The organism is Ponticoccus litoralis, assembly GCF_039769985.1.
GTDB lineage: Bacteria > Pseudomonadota > Alphaproteobacteria > Rhodobacterales > Rhodobacteraceae > Ponticoccus > Ponticoccus litoralis.
This window is the reverse complement of sequence record NZ_JBDNCH010000002.1, coordinates 36,568-53,626: the sequence shown is the minus strand read 5'-3', so window position 1 is coordinate 53,626 and position 17,059 is coordinate 36,568. Positions and strand designations below refer to the sequence as shown.

General features: G+C 69.3%; 15 protein-coding genes and 3 pseudogenes. 6 read left to right on the top strand and 12 right to left on the bottom strand.

Going from position 1 to position 17,059, the window contains the following annotated elements; genetic code table 11:
* Window positions 1-34: 34 nt before the first annotated feature.
* The 4 genes and pseudogenes from ABFB10_RS01215 to ABFB10_RS01200 all read right to left on the bottom strand — a co-directional run bounded on the left by ABFB10_RS01215 (window position 35) and on the right by ABFB10_RS01200 (window position 3,245).
* The gene (locus ABFB10_RS01215; RefSeq protein WP_023850075.1) at window positions 35-202 is read right to left on the bottom strand and encodes a hypothetical protein; all 168 of its coding nucleotides are present in this window, start codon (window positions 200-202) and stop codon (window positions 35-37) included.
* Window positions 199-1,591: pseudogene (locus ABFB10_RS01210) on the bottom strand (DUF2927 domain-containing protein). Before ABFB10_RS01210 ends, ABFB10_RS01215 begins: the two are co-directional and overlap by 4 nt.
* Complete coding sequence (locus ABFB10_RS01205) at window positions 1,591-1,980, bottom strand: GNAT family N-acetyltransferase (protein WP_430523035.1); 390 nt, start codon at window positions 1,978-1,980, stop codon at window positions 1,591-1,593. Before ABFB10_RS01205 ends, ABFB10_RS01210 begins: the two are co-directional and overlap by 1 nt.
* A 362-nt stretch (window positions 1,981-2,342) precedes the next feature.
* The gene (locus ABFB10_RS01200) at window positions 2,343-3,245 is read right to left on the bottom strand and encodes an AEC family transporter (protein ID WP_347164996.1); all 903 of its coding nucleotides are present in this window, start codon (window positions 3,243-3,245) and stop codon (window positions 2,343-2,345) included.
* A 246-nt stretch (window positions 3,246-3,491) separates the two neighbouring features.
* Between ABFB10_RS01200 and ABFB10_RS01195 the strand changes: the two genes are divergently transcribed.
* Window positions 3,492-4,085 (top strand): hypothetical protein, encoded by a 594-nt coding sequence (locus tag ABFB10_RS01195; protein ID WP_347164995.1) that lies wholly within the window; start codon window positions 3,492-3,494, stop codon window positions 4,083-4,085.
* A gap of 126 nt (window positions 4,086-4,211) precedes the next feature.
* Here the strand turns inward: ABFB10_RS01195 and ABFB10_RS01190 are convergent, their stop codons facing one another.
* Window positions 4,212-5,051, bottom strand: coding sequence for an AAA family ATPase (locus ABFB10_RS01190; protein WP_347164994.1), 840 nt, complete (start codon window positions 5,049-5,051; stop codon window positions 4,212-4,214).
* 168 nt (window positions 5,052-5,219) lie between these two features.
* Between ABFB10_RS01190 and dksA the strand changes: the two are divergent.
* The 4 genes and pseudogenes from dksA (at window position 5,220) to ABFB10_RS01170 (ending at window position 9,055) form a co-directional block, all read left to right on the top strand.
* Window positions 5,220-5,643: pseudogene (gene dksA, locus ABFB10_RS01185) on the top strand (RNA polymerase-binding protein DksA).
* Between the two features lie 116 nt (window positions 5,644-5,759).
* Complete coding sequence (locus ABFB10_RS01180) at window positions 5,760-6,941, top strand: FAD-dependent monooxygenase (RefSeq protein WP_347164993.1); 1,182 nt, start codon at window positions 5,760-5,762, stop codon at window positions 6,939-6,941.
* A gap of 153 nt (window positions 6,942-7,094) precedes the next feature.
* Window positions 7,095-8,066 (top strand): XdhC family protein, encoded by a 972-nt coding sequence (locus ABFB10_RS01175; RefSeq protein ID WP_347164992.1) that lies wholly within the window; start codon window positions 7,095-7,097, stop codon window positions 8,064-8,066.
* The gene (locus tag ABFB10_RS01170) at window positions 8,063-9,055 is read left to right on the top strand and encodes a molybdopterin-binding protein (RefSeq protein ID WP_347164991.1); all 993 of its coding nucleotides are present in this window, start codon (window positions 8,063-8,065) and stop codon (window positions 9,053-9,055) included. Before ABFB10_RS01175 ends, ABFB10_RS01170 begins: the two co-directional genes overlap by 4 nt.
* A 412-nt stretch (window positions 9,056-9,467) precedes the next feature.
* Here the strand turns inward: ABFB10_RS01170 and infC are convergent, their stop codons facing one another.
* Window positions 9,468-9,926, bottom strand: coding sequence for a translation initiation factor IF-3 (gene infC, locus ABFB10_RS01165; protein ID WP_430523034.1), 459 nt, complete (start codon window positions 9,924-9,926; stop codon window positions 9,468-9,470).
* A 284-nt stretch (window positions 9,927-10,210) separates the two neighbouring features.
* Here infC and ABFB10_RS01160 point away from each other — a divergent pair, with 284 nt between their 5' ends.
* Window positions 10,211-11,125 carry a hypothetical protein gene (locus ABFB10_RS01160; RefSeq protein WP_347164990.1) on the top strand — a complete coding sequence of 305 codons (915 nt, stop codon included), beginning with the start codon at window positions 10,211-10,213 and terminating at the stop codon, window positions 11,123-11,125.
* 100 nt (window positions 11,126-11,225) lie between these two features.
* On the opposite strand, the gene ABFB10_RS01155 is transcribed toward ABFB10_RS01160, so the two are convergent.
* From ABFB10_RS01155 to cysG, 6 genes and pseudogenes are all read right to left on the bottom strand, one after another.
* Complete coding sequence (locus ABFB10_RS01155; RefSeq protein WP_347164989.1) at window positions 11,226-12,086, bottom strand: ferredoxin--NADP reductase; 861 nt, start codon at window positions 12,084-12,086, stop codon at window positions 11,226-11,228.
* A gap of 152 nt (window positions 12,087-12,238) precedes the next feature.
* Window positions 12,239-12,604, bottom strand: coding sequence for a DUF934 domain-containing protein (locus ABFB10_RS01150; RefSeq protein WP_347164988.1), 366 nt, complete (start codon window positions 12,602-12,604; stop codon window positions 12,239-12,241).
* Window positions 12,605-12,753: 149 nt separating this feature from the next.
* Window positions 12,754-13,536, bottom strand: coding sequence for a phosphoadenylyl-sulfate reductase (locus tag ABFB10_RS01145; RefSeq protein WP_347164987.1), 783 nt, complete (start codon window positions 13,534-13,536; stop codon window positions 12,754-12,756).
* A 7-nt stretch (window positions 13,537-13,543) separates the two neighbouring features.
* Window positions 13,544-15,212, bottom strand: a pseudogene (locus tag ABFB10_RS01140) (nitrite/sulfite reductase).
* Window positions 15,213-15,282: 70 nt separating this feature from the next.
* On the bottom strand, window positions 15,283-15,582 hold the full coding sequence (locus ABFB10_RS01135) for a DUF2849 domain-containing protein (RefSeq protein ID WP_347164986.1): 300 nt from the start codon (window positions 15,580-15,582) through the stop codon (window positions 15,283-15,285).
* Window positions 15,582-16,970, bottom strand: coding sequence for a siroheme synthase CysG (gene cysG / locus ABFB10_RS01130; protein ID WP_347164985.1), 1,389 nt, complete (start codon window positions 16,968-16,970; stop codon window positions 15,582-15,584). The genes ABFB10_RS01135 and cysG overlap by 1 nt, the downstream gene beginning before the upstream one ends.
* Window positions 16,971-17,059: the final 89 nt, after the last annotated feature.

Here is a 17,059-nt window from a genome sequence, read left to right as displayed (position 1 = left end):
TTCGAAAGCGGCTTCGAAGCCGCTTTCCCCCGCCTCAGACGATCAGTTTCTCGATGGCGATGGTCAGGACCAGCCCGGCAAGGGCGAGGGCGATGCCGTAGACCACCGCGTATTGCGCGATATCGGCCTTGTTGCCCTTGCGGCGGGCCGCGACGATACCGCCGAGAATGGCACCAAGGATGGCTCCTGCAATCACGATCATAAGGCGCCCTGTCTCCGTCTGGCGGGGTTCAGCAGGCCGACCTCGCGCAGCTTGGCGCGCACGGCCCAGTCAGAGCCGAAGCCGTATCGCGCCCATCCAAGGGAGTCCACCCGGACCTTGCGTCCCTCGGTGACATGGCCCGCCAGTTCCAGCGCCTCGGCGCGCAGCATCATCAGCGTCGCCAGAAGCGCCGCATTCTCGTGCTGCGCCGCCGTGTCCAGATGCGGGGTCAGAAGATACAGAGCATCCTCGGCCCGGCCTGTGCTGATCGCATAGGCGGCCAGCTGCGAGGCGACATAGGCGCGGTGCAGCGCGGTGTCCGGGCCGGGGCCGAAGAACCGCTGCGCCAGCACGAAGTTGTCCTGCGCCCCGGCCGGGTCGGTTGCCTGCAAGAGCCGCCCCATGGCGTAATGCGAAAAGGCGCGGCGATGGTCGGTCCAGCCCATGGCGGTGGCGACCTGAAGCGCCTTTGTGGCCGCCGCGCGCCGTTCGGCGGCATTGGCGCCGGGGCCAAGCGCGGTCTGCACCGCCTCGATCCAGTGCCCGGGGTGTTGTGGACAGCCGCCGGGGCGCGATCCCCTGACCCGCCGGGTTGAGCCGGGCGAGGATCGCGGGCAGGCGCTCGGCCACCTCGGCGCGGGTCATGCCCGTGCGCAGCGCCGGATCGTAATAGGCGCGCAGCACCAGCATGTCGAAGCCGGTCAGCACCGTGTGCACATTGTCGTCGTTGAAGACGCTGTCGGGCAGGCGGTAGAGGTCGTTCAGCGGACCGATCGCCTGCGCCAGTTCCTCGTGCAGGCAGTCGCGCACCTCTTGCGGGCTGGCGTCGTTGGGCAGGAAGATCGCCAGCGTCTCGCGGTTGCGCAGCTGCGACCAGCTGACCTGCCCGGTGCGGCGCAGGCTGCGGTACTCGGCCAGGGAGGTGACGTTGGGCACCACGAAACAGGCGGCGCTCGGCAGGGTGCGGCGGATCTCTTCGCGGGTCACGGCCTGAAGGGTGATATTGGCCTGCGCCGCACCGGTCAGGGCGATGTCAAGGCCCGCCTCGGTGCGCAGGCGGTGCAGAAGCCGCGTCAGGTCGGGCCCCAGCGAGGCCGGCGGCGCGCCGGTCACCCGCACCGAGATCGGCCCCTCGAAGCGGGTGAAGACCGGCAGGGCGCGCCCGGATTCCAGCATGAAGGAGAGGTCGAGGAAATCCCGCGCGATATCGGCGTTCGAGGCCACCGTCGGTGCGGGGCGCGGCACCGAGAAGCTCTTCATCGGGGGCAGCGTGCTGGCCGCCTGCACCGGCACGGCGGCGGCCCGGGTCGCGGTTTCCGTGTTCTGGACCGGCATGCAGGCGCCCAGCATCATGTAAAACGGCAGAAGCAGTCGTCTGGCGGTGCGCATCAGGCCCTCTGGTATTTGATGAAGGGCGTCAGCGCGCCGATACGGTCGTAAAGCCTGCGCGCGGTCCGGTTGCCGTCCTGCGTCAGCCAGTAGACCGATCCCGCGCCATGGGCATCCGCGGCGGCATAGACGCCCTCGATCAGGGTGCGCCCGACGCCGGTGCCCCGGGTCTCGGGCGTGGCGTAGAGGTCCTGCAGGTAGCAGACCTCCTCGATCTTCCAGGCGTGACGGTGGAACAGGTAATGCGCCAGTCCGACGAGGGCGCCGTCCTTCTCGGCGACCAGGGCGTTGAAGTCGCGGGGGTCGTCGCCCAGAAGGCGTGCGAAGGTGGAGGCATAGACCTCCTCTGGCACGGTGCTTTCGTAAAAGGCCAGATACGCCCTCCACATTTCACGCCATGCCGGTTCATCCTCGGCGCGCAGGGCGCGCAGGCTCAGAGCCGTATCCTGGGACAATTCGAAACCTGCCTGCTTTTGGTTCACTCGGATGTTCTTTGTATCCGATGATTTTCTGTCCACTGTGCGGAAACTATAGGGCAAAAAGGCGGATACTGGACAAGGCATCTGTTTCCGGGCTGCAATTTCATCCCGAATGCGGAAGGTCGCGGGTTAACCCCTTGATAACCATTGGTCCGTGCGGTGCAGGCTTGCAACAATCCCGGCCGGCACAGCCTTATTGCTGTGCCGCGGACCGTGGCGTGAATGCGGCGCAGGGCCCGCGCGGCGGTCCGGCCCGCACCCGCGCCTCTGCGTCAGGCCAGCCAGGACAGCGAGATCAGCGACAGGACAGAGGTCCAGACGATCACCGGCGCGATGGCATCCGTGCGGACGCCGTAGAGCATGGCCAGCGCGAAGGCCATGGCGCCCGACGGCCCGGCGGCGGTCAGGGTGAAGAGCGTCTGCCATGTCCCGGGCGCGGCGGTCAGCGACAGCGCCAGCCAGACCAGCGCCGGAAAGACCGCCAGCTTGATCGCGGTGACGGTCGAGACCACCGGACCCGGCAACAGCGCATGGCCCGACAGGATGACGCCGAGCGCAAAGAGCGTCAGCGGTGCGGCGGCGGCCCCGGAAAAGGCGAAGGCGGTCAGGAAGGGGGCGGGGATCGCCAGCCCGGCGATGTTCACCGCCAGCCCCAGCGCGATGGCGATCAGCACCGGGTTCCGTGCCAGCCGTCGCATCGCCGCGCCCGGCCCGGCGCCGCGCCCCGACATCAGGTCCGTCGAGATGATGAAGAAGGCGAAGGCGACGGCGGAATCCCAGGCCACGAGGGCGGTGACGGGCAGGGCGGCGGCCTCTCCGTAGATCAGGAAGGAGATCGGCCAGATGTAGAGCAGCGTGTTGACGAAGACCGTGGCCATGGACAGAAGCCAGGCCTCCATCGCCGCGCGCCGGAAGGCCCGGCGCAGCAGCTGGTAGGTCAGGGTGAAGACCAGCACCTCCATCGCGGCATAGACCGCCAGCGCGTCGACGCGAAAGCTGGACCAGTCCAGCCGGGCGATCAGCGGAAAGATCAGCGCCGGCTGCAGGATCAGGAAGGCGACCCGGTTTAGCGTCGCGGCTTCGGCTGCGCTGACCACCTTGGCGCGCCCCAGTGCAAGGCCGAGCGCCAGCATGAAGAAGACGGGCAGGATGTCGTGGGTCAGGACGTGCAGCATTGGGGGGCTTTCGCGGTCTCGGGTCCGACAAAGCACGCGCGGGCAGGGGGTGCAAGCGGCGGCGAAGGGCCGGGCCTGCACGCGGCGGTGCTGCTGTGGGGGGCATGGGCGACCGCTTTGGGGGCCGATTTCCGACCGGATGCCGCGGGCCGGAGGTGGGACCGGGGCGCGAGGTCCGGCGCCGTCCCGGAACCCCCGGGCCATGGCCGTGTTGGGCCAGCGCATCGAACCCCGGGGGAGGCGCGAATGATCGACTGGCTGCAAGACCACAGCGGCGGGCTGAACGTGGTGCTGAACGGGGCCATGTTGCTGGTCTGGCTGGCCTATCTGCACCTGTTCCTGACCAGTTTCCGGCGCGCCAACCGTGCCGTCGTCCATATCGCTCGGGCCGTCGACACCGATGGCGAGGCGCGCTGCCTGGTGACCAACATGGGGTCGGACATGGTCTACATCCTTGGCATCAAGGTGGACGTGCGTGCGGGGGAAGAGCGCTTTGCGACACTGGTCACAGACCGGGTTCATGAAGACGATCCGCTGGGCGGCGAGATGCGCGACCGTACCAACCAGGGGCCGCTGTGCGGGGGCGAGGTGCTGGACATCGGCGCGTTTCGCCGGATCTGCGAGCGGGCGATGGAGGACGCCGCCGGGCCTGTGCCGGACAGTGTCGAGATCACGGTGATCGTGGCGGCTCAGCAGGCCAAGCGGCTGATGGGCGGCTACAAGCGGTTCGAGGTCCGGGACGAGGGCGGGACGATCGGCTACCGGTCGGAGGACGTGCTGACCCGGCAGATCACCTCGGCGCGCCGGCGCCGCCATCTGGAACAGGAACTGACCGCCTAGCGGGCCGGACCTGCCGGGCGCTCTGAGCGCCTCTCACAGGGCCCGGCGGCCCACCTGCCAGTCCAGGCCCGGCATGGCCCGAGGGCGCCACCGCGCCTGCGGGTCAGGCGGGCCGTGCGCCCGGGATCAGCGCTGGCGCCGCGCCATGAAGGCCAGCCGTTCGAAGAGATGCACGTCCTGCTCGTTCTTCAGCAGCGCGCCGTGCAGTTTCGGCAGCGCGCTGCCGGTGTCGCGCTTCAGGTCCTCGGCGGTCAGGTCCTCGGCCAGCAGCAGCTTCAGCCAGTCCAGCACCTCGGAGGTCGAGGGCTTCTTTTTCAGCCCCGGCTGCTCGCGCAGCTCGTAGAACTGCGTCAGCGCGACGGTCAGAAGCTGCTCCTTGATGCCGGGGTGGTGGACCTCGACGATGCGGCGCAGCGTGTCGGGATCGGGAAAGCGGATGTAGTGGAAGAAGCAGCGGCGCAGGAAGGCGTCGGGCAGTTCCTTCTCGTTGTTCGAGGTGATGATGACGATCGGGCGGTTGGCGGCGCGCACCGTCTTGCCGGTCTCGTAGACGTGGAACTCCATCCGGTCGAGTTCCTGCAGCAGGTCGTTGGGAAACTCGATGTCGGCCTTGTCGATCTCGTCGATCAGCAGGACCACCTTGCCCTCGGACTCGAAGGCCTGCCAGAGCTTGCCCTTGCGGATGTAATTGGCCACGTCGTTCACCCGCGCGTCGCCCAGCTGGCTGTCGCGCAACCGGCTGACCGCGTCGTATTCGTAAAGCCCCTGCTGGGCCTTGGTGGTGGATTTGATCGACCATTCGATCATGGGCAGGCCAAGGGCCTCTGCGACCTGCCGGGCCAGTTCGGTCTTGCCGGTTCCGGGCTCGCCCTTCACCAGCAGCGGGCGCTCCAGCGTCACCGCTGCATTCACGGCCATGGTCAGGTCGTCGGTCGCGATGTAGCGGTCGGTTCCGTCAAAGCGCATTCGTCAGGCATCCTTCACAAAAGGTTACATCGGCGGGGCTAAACCGGCCCGGGGCCGCGCTATTGTGTAGTGACAAGACAGCGACCTTCGGTTAAGTCCACCCCGTAGGGGTGCCAGATATCTAGGGAATTTTCCATGGGTCAAATTGGCGTAGATGAGGGAGCAACCATGAAACCAGAAAGCTTTCTACCAGACGATTACCAGCCGTACCGAAGACGAACCTTTCATGAACGAAATGCAGACGGAGTATTTTCGACGCAAGCTTATCGCATGGAAAAACGACCTGCTGGCGGACAGCCGCGACACCATTGAAACCCTGCAGGCCGGAACCCGCAACATTCCCGACGTGAACGACCGTGCCAGCGAGGAAACCGACCGCGCGCTGGAACTGCGGACCCGCGACCGCCAGCGCAAGCTGGTCAACAAGATCGACGCCGCGCTGCGCCGCCTGGAAGAGGGCGAATACGGCTACTGCGAAGTCACCGGAGAGCCGATCTCGCTGAAGCGGTTGGACGCGCGCCCCATCGCCACCATGAGCCTCGAGGCGCAGGAGCGCCACGAGCGCCGCGAGAAGGTGCACCGGGACGACTGAGCCCCGCGCGGAAACAAGGCCGTGCCGCCAGAGCCGGGAGGAGCGCGGTTCGGGCGGCAAGACGGAACACAGGGACGCCGGGGCTCGCCTCGGCGTTCTTTGCATTCGGGGGTGACATGCTGAAGGGAATGGAGGTCACGGTCGTCGGCGGCGGCATCGGCGGGCTGGCGGCGGCACTGGCGCTGCGCCAGCGCGGCGCCGAGGTCTGCGTTCTGGAACAGGCCGAGGCGATCCGCGAGGTCGGCGCGGGCATTCAGGTCAGCCCCAACGGCCTGCGTGTCCTCGAGGCGCTGGGACTGGGCACGGCCTTTCGCGCGGCCACGGTCCGCGGGCAAGCGGTCTCGATGCGCGACTTCCGGCGGGGGCGCGAGGTGGTCTCGCTGGACCTCTCGGGCCTGCCCGAGGCGCAAAGCTACCGTTTCGTGCATCGCGCCGACCTGATCGACCTCTTGGCCGCGGCTTCGCGCGAGGCGGGGGTGCGGGTGCGCCTGCTTCAGGCGGTGCACGCGATCGAGCCGGGCGATCCGCCCCGCGTCGTCTGCCGGACCGGCGACGAGGGCCGCGCCGATCTGGTGATCGGGGCCGAGGGGCTGCATTCCGTCCTGCGCCCGGCCCTGAACGGGGCGGCGGCGCCGTTCTTCACCGGGCAGGTGGCATGGCGCGCCGTGGTGCCGAACACGGTCGGGCACCCGGCAGAGGCGCGGGTCCACATGGGGCCGGGCCGCCATCTTGTCAGCTACCCGCTGCGCGGTGGCAGATCCGTCAATATCGTCGCGGCGGAAGAGCGGCGGGACTGGGTGGCCGAGGGCTGGTCGCACAGCGACGATCCCGCCAACCTGCGCCGCGCCTTTGCGGATTTCGGCGGCGACGTGCCCGCGCTGCTGGAACAGGTCGAGGCGCCGGGCCTCTGGGGGCTGTTCCGGCACCCGGTGGCGCGGGTCTGGCACGGTGCGGGCGTGGCGCTTCTGGGGGATGCGGCGCATCCGACGCTGCCCTTCATGGCGCAGGGCGCCAATATGGCGCTGGAAGACGCCTGGGTGCTGGGCGACGCCCTGCAGCGGGCGCCGGACATCCAGACCGGGCTTGCCGCCTACCAGCAGCGGCGCGAGGCGCGGGTGCGCCGCGTGGTGCAGGCGGCCGAGGGCAATGCGTGGAAATACCACCTGCGCAATCCGCTGGTCCGGGGCGTCGCGCATCTTGGTCTTGGCGCGGTCGGGCGGCTGGCGCCGGGCCGGCTGGTCGGGCAGTTCGACTGGATCTACCGCCACGACGTGACCGCGCCGGGGCAGGGGGCCTGACCGCCCCGGTCGCGCCTCCCCCGTTGCCCCGACCCCATCGCCCCCATCGCCCCGCCCCTGCGGTGCCTTGCAACCGGCGCGGGGGCGGCCTTTAGTCGGGGGCGACAGCGGCGCGCGGCGTGATAGACCGGGGCAAGGCAGAGGACGAACGGCATGGACAGCTTCGACGACATCCCGGAACAGGCGCTGGCCTGGCATCGCGACGGCACCGGCGCGGTGCTGGCCACCGTGACCCAGACATGGGGCTCGGCGCCCCGGCGCGTCGGCTCGATGCTGGCGATTTCCGGCGGCGGAGAGATCGCCGGGTCGGTCTCGGGCGGTTGCGTCGAGGGCGCGGTGATCGTCGAGGCGCTGGAGGCGCTGGAGGACGGCAAGACCCGCGAGCTGGAGTTCGGCGTCTCCGACGACGACGCCTTTGCCGTGGGCCTCGCCTGTGGCGGCACCATCCGGGTGATGGTCGACCCGGTGGGCGGCGCCCTGACAGAGGCGCTGCTGGCAGAGCTTGTCGCGTCCCGGGCGGCCCGGCAGCCGGTTGCCCTTGTGGCCGATCTCGACACTGGCGCGCGGCGGCTGGACCGGGCGGGGCACGCGGCGCGCTTTCGCATGGACCGCTCCGGCTTCGAAGAGGAGGCACCGCGTCGCTTCGTTGCCATCCACAACCCGCCGCTTCGGCTGATCGTCGTGGGGGCGGTGCATATCGCGCAGGCCCTGGTGCCGATGGCGCGTCTGGCCGGCTACGATCCGGTGGTGATCGACCCGCGTGAGACCTTCGCCTCGCCCGCGCGCTTTCCCGACACCCGCCTCCTGCACGACTGGCCCGACGAGGCGGTCGGGCAGGTGGGGCCGGACAGCCGCACGGCGCTGGTGCTGCTGACCCACGACCCCAAGCTGGACGATCCCGCGCTGCAGGCGGCCCTGCGCAGGGGGTGCTTCTACATCGGCGCCCTGGGCTCCACGCGGACCCATGCCAAGCGGGTCGAACGTCTGGCGCAGGCCGGGTTCACAGAGGCCGAGATCGCGCAGGTCCACGGGCCTGTCGGGCTGGACATCGGCGCCGCCTCGCCGGCGGAGATTGCGGTTTCCGTCCTGGCGGAAATGACCCGGGTGCTGAGGCGGGGCGCATGAAATTCGGCCCGGTCCCCCTTGCAGAGGCCGAAGGCGCGGTGCTGGCCCATTCCCTGCGTCTGCCGGACGGCAGGCTGAAGAAGGGCACCGTGCTGGCCGCTGCCGATATCGGACGCCTGCGCAGCGCCGGAGAGACCGCCGTCATCGCGGCTCGGCTGGAGCCCGGCGATCTGGGCGAGGACGCGGCGGCGCAGCGCCTTGCGCAGGCCATCGTGCCGGACCCGGAGCGGGCCGGGCTGCGGCTGGGCCGGGCGGCAACGGGCCGGGTGAACATCCATGCCACCGCGCCGGGGGTGATCGAGGTGCTGGCCGATCGCATCCACGCCCTGAACGCCCTGCATCCGATGATCACGGTCGCCACCGTGCCGCCGTGGCAGCGCGTGGCCGACCGGACCATGGTGGCGACGGTCAAGATCATCTCTTACGCCGTGCCCGGGGCCGCGCTGGAAGCCGCCTGCCTTGCCGGTCAGTCGGCCCTGCGGCTCTGCCGCGTGCAGGCCGGGCGCGCCGACCTGATCCAGACCGACACCGACGGGACGGAGACCGGCGAGAAGGGGCAGGCGGTGACCGCAGAGCGGCTGGACCGGCTGGGCGTGGGGCTTGGCCCGGTCCGGGTGGTGCCGCACCGGCTGGAGCCTCTTTCCGAGGCCATCCGCGCCAGCACCGCCGATGCCATCCTGATCCTGACCGGCTCTGCCACCTCGGACCTGCACGACGTTGCGCCCGCCGCGCTGCGCGCCGCCGGGGGGACGATCGCCCATTTCGGCATGCCGGTCGACCCGGGCAACCTGCTGTTCTACGGCACGCTGGACGCGCGCCCGGTGATCGGCCTGCCGGGCTGTGCCCGCTCTCCGGCGCTCAACGGCGCCGACTGGGTGCTGGAACGGCTGCTGTGCGGGGTGACGGTGACATCCGCCGATATCGCCGCCATGGGGGTGGGCGGCCTGCTGAAAGAGATCCCGGTCCGGGGCCGCCTGCGCGAGGCGTGACGCGGGTTCTGGCCGCGCGCCACGCGATCCGGGCAGGCCGCGCACGGGGCGGATGATCGCCGCGCCGCAGGCAGGCCGAGGGGCGCGTCGCGGCGGCAGGGCCGGGAAGAAAGGTGCCGGGACGAAAGGGGCTGATCGGGGGGCGCGGCGCGGTCTTGTCTGCGGCGGCGCCGTGGCCCCGGGGCTCGCCTTTCGCGTGCAACAGGGCAGGCGCGGCAAATGGGGCAGGCAGGCCGGGCGCCTTCAGGCGGTCCCGTGCCGCAGGGGGGCTGTCCATCCGGGCAGCCCGCCGGGGCCAGTGGCGCGCCTGCGTCGCCGGGGTCAGAGACCCTTTCGGCGGGCGGCCAGTGCGCACCGGGCCGGGGCAAAGAAAAAGCCCGCCGGAAGGCGGGCCGTATGGGTCACAGAGCGGTCATTTGGCCATCGGGCCGATCATCATGACCATCTGGCGCCCCTCCATCTTCGGCATGTTTTCCACCTTGCCGAGTTCCTTGACGTCCTCGGCGATGCGCTGCAGCAGGCTGCGGCCCAGATCCTGGTGCGCCATCTCGCGGCCCCGGAAACGCAGGGTGACCTTCACCTTGTCGCCGTGCTCGAGGAACTTGAATACATTGCGCATCTTGACGTCGTAGTCGTGGCTGTCCGTGCCGGGACGGAACTTCACTTCCTTGACCTCGATGATCTTCTGCTTCTTGCGCGCTTCGGCTTCACGCTTCTGGGTCTCGTATTTGAACTTGCCGAAATCCATGATCTTGCAGACCGGCGGGTTCGCGTTCGGCGAAATCTCGACCAGGTCGAGTCCGGCCTGCTCGGCCATCTCCATGGCGCGCGAGGGGCTCACGACCCCGACGTTTTCGCCATCGGCGCCGATGAGACGGATTTCGGGTGCCCGGATGCGATCATTGACGCGGGGTCCAGTGTCGCGCGTGGGCGGCGCATTGTGCGGTCGGCGGGCTATCGGAAATCTCCTTGTCGCGGTTGCTCGTCAGGGCGCCAAGGTAGACTTGCACAGGGGGTGTTTCAAGCGGCAATTCCGTGCCCAGTGCGGGGCAAAGGGGCGCTTTCGGCTTGCGGTCGGCGATGGGGGGCACATTCTTGGCGCGAGCGCGCGGGCAGCCGCGTATCCTTTTGGAAAATCAGGCAGGGGAGTCCGGTATGCGGAACCTGGTCATGGCGGCGGTGGCCGCGGTCGTCGCGGTTGGCGGATATCTTTGGTACACGGGCAATGTGCCCGAAGAGCCGGCGCCGGGCGCCAGCGGGGTGGCAGAGGATGTCGCCCGCGAGGCGGACGAGGCCGCCGCTGCCGCCGAGGATCCCGCCAAGGAGATCGCCGAAGAGGCCGCCGAGGCGGTCGAGGCGGTAGACGAGGCCGCAGAGTCCGCCGCAGCCGAGGTGGAGCGCGAGCTGCAGGAGGCCGCCGAGGCCGTCGAGGACGCGGTCGAGTCGCTGGAGGCCACCGCAGCCGATGCCGCCGACGCCGCTGCCGAAGCGGCGGATGCGGCTGTGGCGGAAGGCGCCGAAGCGGTCGAGCAGGCGGCCCGTGCCGCTGGTGAAGAGGCCGAAGCGGCGCTGGATGCCGCCGCGGGCGCACTGGCCGGTGCCATGGCAGACGCGCAGCCGGAGGACGCGGCGGACGCAGCCGAGGCGCCCGAGGACGCAGCCGAGACGGCAGAGGCTCCCGCCGCTGCCCCCGCCGCCGCGCCGGAAGACACCGCTGAAGCAGCAGAGGCCGCTGACGCCGCCGCTGCACCTGAAGCCAGCGCCGAGGCCGCAGAGGCTGCTGACGAAGCCGCCGATGCGCCCGAGACCGCAGAGGCAACTGATGCGCCCGAAGCCCCTGCTGCCGCGGCGGATGAGGCCGAGACCGACGTGGCCTCTCTCGATATCGAAACCCTGTTGACCGAAGCGGGTTTCGACGCCGAGAAGCTGACTGCATGGATCGAGGCGTCGGACCTGGGCAGGATCGAACAGACCGCCGCACGGACGCTCTTGGTTCAGGCCGAGGAGAACCCGGACAGCCTTGGCGCGGTGCTGGAACAGCTTTCCGGGATGCTGATGCCCGAAGAGTAAGGCCCGGCCCCCGGCCCCGAATGCAGGAACGCCCCCGCCGGACGGTCGGGGGCGTTTTCTTTTGCGGGGCGGGCGCGGCGCCGGGCCGTCGCGGCCCGGTTCAGTCGAGGAAGGCCTTCTCGACCACGTAGTGCTTGGGGTCGGAATTGGCGCCCTCTTCGAGCCCGTAACCCTCCAGCATCTCTTTCAGTTCGAGGTTGAAGGCCAGGTTGCCGCAGATCATCGCCCGGTCGGTTTCCGGGTTCAGCGGCTCGACACCCAGTTCCGCGAAGGCCTCGCCCGAGCGCATCAGGTCGGTGATCCGGCCCATGCGGGCGCTCTCTTCGCGGGTCGTGGTCGGGTAATACTTGATCTTCTTCCAGAAGCCCTCGCCGATCACCTCGTTCAGCAGTTCGTCGGTCTTCAGCCCCTCGATCAGCTCGCGGCCATAGGTCAGCTCGCCGGCCTCGCGGCAGGTGTGGGTGATGATGATCTCGTCGTAATCCTCGTAGGTCTGCGGCTCGCGCAGCAGCGAGGCGAAGGGCGCAAAGCCGGTGCCGGTGGCGAAGAACCACAGCCGCTTGCCGGGCAGAAGGGCGTCATGCACCAGCGTGCCCACGGGCTTGGGGCGCAGGATGATCTGGTCGCCGACCTTGATGTGCTGAAGCTTCGAGGTCAGCGGCCCGTCCGGCACCTTGATCGAGTAGAATTCCAGCTCTTCGTCCCAGGAGGGCGAGGCGATGGAATAGGCGCGCAGGAGGGGCTTTTCCTTGCCGGTCTTCTCGTTCATCGCCATCAGGCCGATCATCACGAACTCGCCCGAGCGGAAACGCATCGAGGCGGGGCGCGTGCAGCGGAAAGAGAACAGCCGGTCGGTGTAGTGCCTGACCTCGGTCACGGTCTGGGCATCGGGAACGGCAAGCTTCTTCGCAGCCGGGGCGGCGGAGGCGGTGGTGTCGGTCACGGGCGTCATCTCTGTCATGGTCTCACGGTCCGGTCTGGGTAAACCGGCCTCTCATCTGTAGCTTTGATCTGGGTCAGGGGAAAGGGAGCGGGCCAGCTGCGACCGGGCGGCGGCAATTCCATGGATGGAATTGGCAAAAATCTTCGAAGATTTTTGCCGCCGCCCGGAAATCAGGCGCCGCGCAGGCGGGACTGGTAGTCATGCGCCTGCCAGTCGGCGCGGGCGAGCCACTGGTCCTCGGGCTGGCGCGCGGCCAGCGCCTCGTCGATCTCGACTTCGTCGAAGCCGGCGCGGCGCGCCATGGCGTATTGGTCGGCGATCACATGGCCCTCGGCGCGCAGGCGGCCCCGGAAGCCGCGCAGCCGCAGGAGGCGCGCCAGCGTGAAACCGCGTCCGTCGGCGAAGCTGGGGAAGTCGATGCGGATCATGTCCTCGCTGCTGGCGTCGAGCGTCTCGGGCGCCGTGTCGGGCGGCAGGTCGCGGATCGGGCCGTTGTGGGTGTCCTGGGCAAAGCCGGTGTCGGTGACGATGGGCATGGTCGGTGTCCTTTCTCGGGTCGCCCGGGCGCCGGGCCCTTTCTGGCGGGTCTTGCGGGGCCGGGCGTGCCGGTCGGATGGGGCGGTCGGAGGCCTTCGGGCATCGTGATGCGCGGGGCCCTCGGGCGGGGCGCGGCAGGGCGCGCCGGTCAGGCGGACTGCCGCACGGCGCGGCCGTTGACGAAGTGGATGCCGCATTCCTCCTTCTGCTGGCCGCGCCAGCGTCCGGCGCGGGGGTCCTCTCCGGGCGCCACCTTGGAAGTGCAGGGCGCGCAGCCGATCGAGGGGTAGCCCTGCGCCACCAGCGGGTGCCGAGGCAGGCGGTTCTCGTCCATGTAGGCGCGCACGTCCTCGGGCCCCCAGTGGGCCGAGGGGTTGACCTTGATCCGGCCCGTGGAGTCCTCGAGCTCGAAGAATTCGAGCGCCGCGCGGGTGCCGGACTGGTAGCGCTTGCGCCCGGTGATCCAGCCGTCGTAGCCCGCCAGCGCCTGTTCCAGCGGCAGCGTCTTGCGCAGCGCGCAGCAGGCATCGGTGTCGCCCATGCGCAGGGCGCCGTAGGGGTCGCGTTTTTGCAGCGTCGCCTCGTCGGTGCGCAGCACCTGCACGTTCTCCAGCCGCAGCCGTTCCGCCACCTCCTGCTGGTAGGCCAGCGTTTCGGCAAAGAGCAGCCGCGTGTCGATGAAGAGCACCGGCACTTTTCGGTCGACCATGGCCACGAGGTGCAAAAGCGCCACCGATTCCGCCCCGAAGGACGAGACCATGGCGATGCGCCCGGCCTCGGGGTCGTTCAGCGCGCCTTCGAGCACCGCGGTCGCGCCGTGGTGGCGGTAGCGCGCGTTGAGCGTGGCCACCCGGGCGCGCAGGGCCGCGAGATCCGTGCCCGGGGCGGTGTCGGAGCCTCCGGCGGAGGTATTTTCGCCAAGAAGAAACATGAGGGGTTCACTCCGCGGCGACGCGGGCCTCCTGATCGTAGAGGGCGGTCTTGAAGGGCGCCATGCCGAGCCGGTTGAAGGTCTGCAGGAAGGTTTCCTCCCGGCCTGCGCGGTTCTCGAGATAGGCCTCGACGATGCGCTCGATGGCGGGCACGATCTCTTCGGCGGAAAAGCCCGGCCCGGTGCGCTGCCCCAGCGCGGCGGTCTCGCGGTGGTCGCCGCCCAGCGTGATCTGGTAGTTCTCCACACCCGCGCGGTCGAGCCCGAGGATGCCGATGTGACCGACGTGGTGGTGGCCGCAGGCATTGATGCAGCCCGAGATCTTGATCTTCAGCTCGCCGATTTCATGTTCGAGCTTGAGTTCGTCGAAGCGGGTGGCGATCTGCTGGGCGATCGGGATCGAGCGGGCCGTGGCCAGCGCGCAGTAGTCCATGCCGGGGCAGGCGATGATGTCGGACACGAGGTCGATATTGGCGGTGGCGAGGCCATGCGCCTTCAACTTGGCGTGCACGGCGGGCAGGTCCGACTTGTGCACATGCGGCAGGATCACGTTCTGCTCGTGGCTGATGCGCAGCTCGTCGTGGCCATAGGCATAGGCGAGGTCGGCCATGACGCGCATCTGATCGGCGCTTGCGTCGCCCGGGGTTTCGCCGTGCTTCTTGAGGCTGATCTGCACGATGGCATAGCCCGGCGCGCGGTGGGCGGCGAGGTTGGTGTCGGCCCGAGGACCGGAAGACCGGGTCGGCCCTGTAGGCGGCGTCAAAGGCCCCTTCGGGCGCCGTGCGGAAGTTCGGGTGCCGGAAGTGGGTCTTGATCTCGTCGAAGAGGGCGAGGTCGGCGCCGTTGAAGGCGGCCCTTGTCTCGGCAAAGCGCTGTTCGACCAGCGCGCGGATCTCGTCGATGCCATGCTCGTGCACGGTGATCTTGATGCGCGCCTTGTACTTGTTGTCGCGGCGGCCCAGCAGGTTCCAGACCGAGACGACGGCCTCGACATAGGGCAGCAGATCTTCCTGCGGTACGAAGTCGTTGATCACCTTGCCGATCATCGGCGTGCGGCCCAGCCCGCCGCCGACCAGCACCGCGTAGCCGATCCGGTCGTCGCGCTGGGTGATGCGCAGGGCGAGGTCATGGGCGGCGGTCACCGCGCGGTCGTTGGGCGAACCGGTGACGGCGATCTTGAACTTGCGCGGCAGGAACTGGAATTCCGGGTGGTCCGTGGACCATTGTCGCAGCAGTTCCGCCACCGGGCGCGGGTCGGCGATCTCGTCCGCGGCGGCCCCGGCGAAGTGATCGGCGGTCACGTTGCGGATGGTGTTGCCCGAGGTCTGGATCGCGTGCATCTGCACCTCGGCCAGCGCGTCCAGCATGTCGGGCACGTCGCGCAGGGCGGGCCAGTTGTACTGGATGTTCTGGCGCGTGGTGAAATGGCCGTAGCCCTTGTCCCACTTCTCGGCCAGCAGGGCCAGTTGCCGCATCTGCGCCGAGTTCAGCGTGCCGTAGGGGATCGCGACCCGCAGCATGTAGGCATGCAGTTGCAGGTAGAGGCCGTTCATCAGGCGCAGCGGCTTGAACTCGTCCTCGGTCAGCGCGCCGTCGATGCGGCGCTCGACCTGGGCGCGGAACTGGCGGTTGCGTTCTGCTACGAAGGCGGCGTCGAAGTCGTTGTAGTGGTACATCTGGTCTTACTCCCGGCAAAGTCCTTCGAAGGACTTTGCAAATCCCGTCGACGGGATTGTCTGGTGGCTTTCAGAGGTCGGCTTGCTTGCCGTGACGATGGTTCGAGGGGCCGGTGCGGCGGAATTCCTCGCGGAAATGCGTGGGTTCCGGCCCCTTGTCGCCCGGCACCATGTCAGCGAGGTAAACCCCCACGACCTCGGCGTGGCGCGTGCTGGCCTCGACCAGACGCAGCTGGGCATGGGCCTCGTCGGTCAAGAGTTCGGCCTGGCGCAGGTCCGGCGACCAGGCGTCGTCGGCGGTCAGGTAGACCACGTCGCCTGCCAGAAGCGCATTGGCGGTGACGACCTTGGGGGTGAATGCCTTGGGCATCAGGAGACCTCCTGTTGCAGGGAGTTGAGGGCAGCCGCGGCGCGGGGCGCGAGACCGTAGAGCATGAGGGCGGGGCCCGAGAGGCGGGCGTTGGACAGGTCGGGTTCCAGCTGGCCCAGGGTGGTGCCGATGGTGCGCTGGTCGGGGCGCGAGATGTTCTCGACGATGGTCACCGGCGTTTCCGGCGCGGCGCCATGCATCAGCAGGCGGCCCTGGATGAAGCGCGCGGCCTTCTTGCCCATGTAGATCGCGGCGACCTCGCCGGGGCGCGAGAGCGTCTTCCACTCGTGATCGGCGAAGCCCTTCATGTCGTGGCCGGTCAGGATCCGGGCGGCGGTGTTGCGGCCCCGGCGGGTGAAGCTTTGGCCGATGCCGGCCAGCGCGGCGGAGGCGGCGGTGATGCCCGGCACGATGGCGAAGGAAAGGCCCGCGGCTTCGACCGCCTCCATCTCTTCGTCGAGGCGTCCGAAGACGGTGGGATCGCCGCCCTTCAGCCGCACCACATGGGCGCCTTCCCGCGCGTGTGTGACGATCAGGCGGTTGATCTCTTCCTGCGTCATCGAGGCGCCGAAGCCCTCCTTGCCGGCGTCGATCAGCAGAGCCTCGCGGCGAGCGAGTTCGAGGATCTCGCCGGTCACCAGTCGGTCGTGGATCACCACGTCGGCGCGGTCCAGCGCGCGGCGCGCCCGCAGCGTCAGAAGCTCGGGATCGCCGGGGCCGCTGCCGACGAAATCCACGTGGCCGGGGGCGTCCTCGCGGGCGAGGTGGCGGGCCAGCAGCCGGTCGAGCGTGTCGTTCGTGGCCTCTTCGCCCCCGGCGAAGGCGCGGGGTCCGGCGTCGAAGTAGTAGTCGGACCAGAAGTCGCGGCGCGGGCGGCCATGGGGCAGGGCCTCCGCCATGCGGCGGAAGGCCTTGCCGATCCGCGCCAGCGGGCCAAGCGTGACCGGCAGGCGGGCTTCGAGATCGGCCTTGATGGCGCGCGCCAGCACCGGGGCCGCGCCTTCGGTGCCGATGGCGACGGTGACCGGGTCGCGGTCGACGATGGCGGGGGTGATGAAGGCGCTGTCGGCGAGGTTGTCGACCACATTGACCATGGCGCCCTCGACGGCGGCGATCCCGGCGGTGCGGGCGTCCTCTGTCGCGGCCTCGTCGGCGGCGTAGAACAGCACGGCGCCGGTCACGTCGCCCGCGCGCAGCGCGCGGCGGTGCAGGGTCAGGCGCCCCTCGGCGGCCCATGTCACGATCTCGGCGGAGGGGGCGGGCGCGTAGACATCGAGCGCGGCCTCGGTCTTCATCAGCAGGCGCAGCTTGGCCAGCGCCGCCTCGCCGCCGCCCGACAGCACCACGCGGGCGCCTGCCGTGTTCACGAAAATCGGGAAATGCTGCATCGCGTCGTCTCCGCCGTTCCTTGCTGTCTATATAGGAAATTTTCCCGCTTCGGCGCCATGCTCTTGCGGGAATAAGGAAGATCGTTCTA

Excerpts from the sequence above, each read along its gene's own strand:
- ABFB10_RS01215 (WP_023850075.1), bottom strand. The coding sequence starts at position 202 with ATGATCGTGATTGCAGGAGCCATCCTTGGTGCCATTCTCGGCGGTATC.
- ABFB10_RS01205 (WP_430523035.1), bottom strand. The coding sequence starts at position 1,980 with ATGTGGAGGGCGTATCTGGCCTTTTACGAAAGCACCGTGCCAGAGGAG.
- ABFB10_RS01200 (WP_347164996.1), bottom strand. The coding sequence starts at position 3,245 with ATGCTGCACGTCCTGACCCACGACATCCTGCCCGTCTTCTTCATGCTG.
- ABFB10_RS01195 (WP_347164995.1), top strand. The coding sequence starts at position 3,492 with ATGATCGACTGGCTGCAAGACCACAGCGGCGGGCTGAACGTGGTGCTG.
- ABFB10_RS01190 (WP_347164994.1), bottom strand. The coding sequence starts at position 5,051 with ATGCGCTTTGACGGAACCGACCGCTACATCGCGACCGACGACCTGACC.
- ABFB10_RS01180 (WP_347164993.1), top strand. The coding sequence starts at position 5,760 with ATGCTGAAGGGAATGGAGGTCACGGTCGTCGGCGGCGGCATCGGCGGG.
- ABFB10_RS01175 (WP_347164992.1), top strand. The coding sequence starts at position 7,095 with ATGGACAGCTTCGACGACATCCCGGAACAGGCGCTGGCCTGGCATCGC.
- ABFB10_RS01170 (WP_347164991.1), top strand. The coding sequence starts at position 8,063 with ATGAAATTCGGCCCGGTCCCCCTTGCAGAGGCCGAAGGCGCGGTGCTG.
- ABFB10_RS01160 (WP_347164990.1), top strand. The coding sequence starts at position 10,211 with ATGCGGAACCTGGTCATGGCGGCGGTGGCCGCGGTCGTCGCGGTTGGC.
- ABFB10_RS01155 (WP_347164989.1), bottom strand. The coding sequence starts at position 12,086 with ATGACAGAGATGACGCCCGTGACCGACACCACCGCCTCCGCCGCCCCG.
- ABFB10_RS01150 (WP_347164988.1), bottom strand. The coding sequence starts at position 12,604 with ATGCCCATCGTCACCGACACCGGCTTTGCCCAGGACACCCACAACGGC.
- ABFB10_RS01145 (WP_347164987.1), bottom strand. The coding sequence starts at position 13,536 with ATGTTTCTTCTTGGCGAAAATACCTCCGCCGGAGGCTCCGACACCGCC.
- ABFB10_RS01135 (WP_347164986.1), bottom strand. The coding sequence starts at position 15,582 with ATGCCCAAGGCATTCACCCCCAAGGTCGTCACCGCCAATGCGCTTCTG.
- cysG (WP_347164985.1), bottom strand. The coding sequence starts at position 16,970 with ATGCAGCATTTCCCGATTTTCGTGAACACGGCAGGCGCCCGCGTGGTG.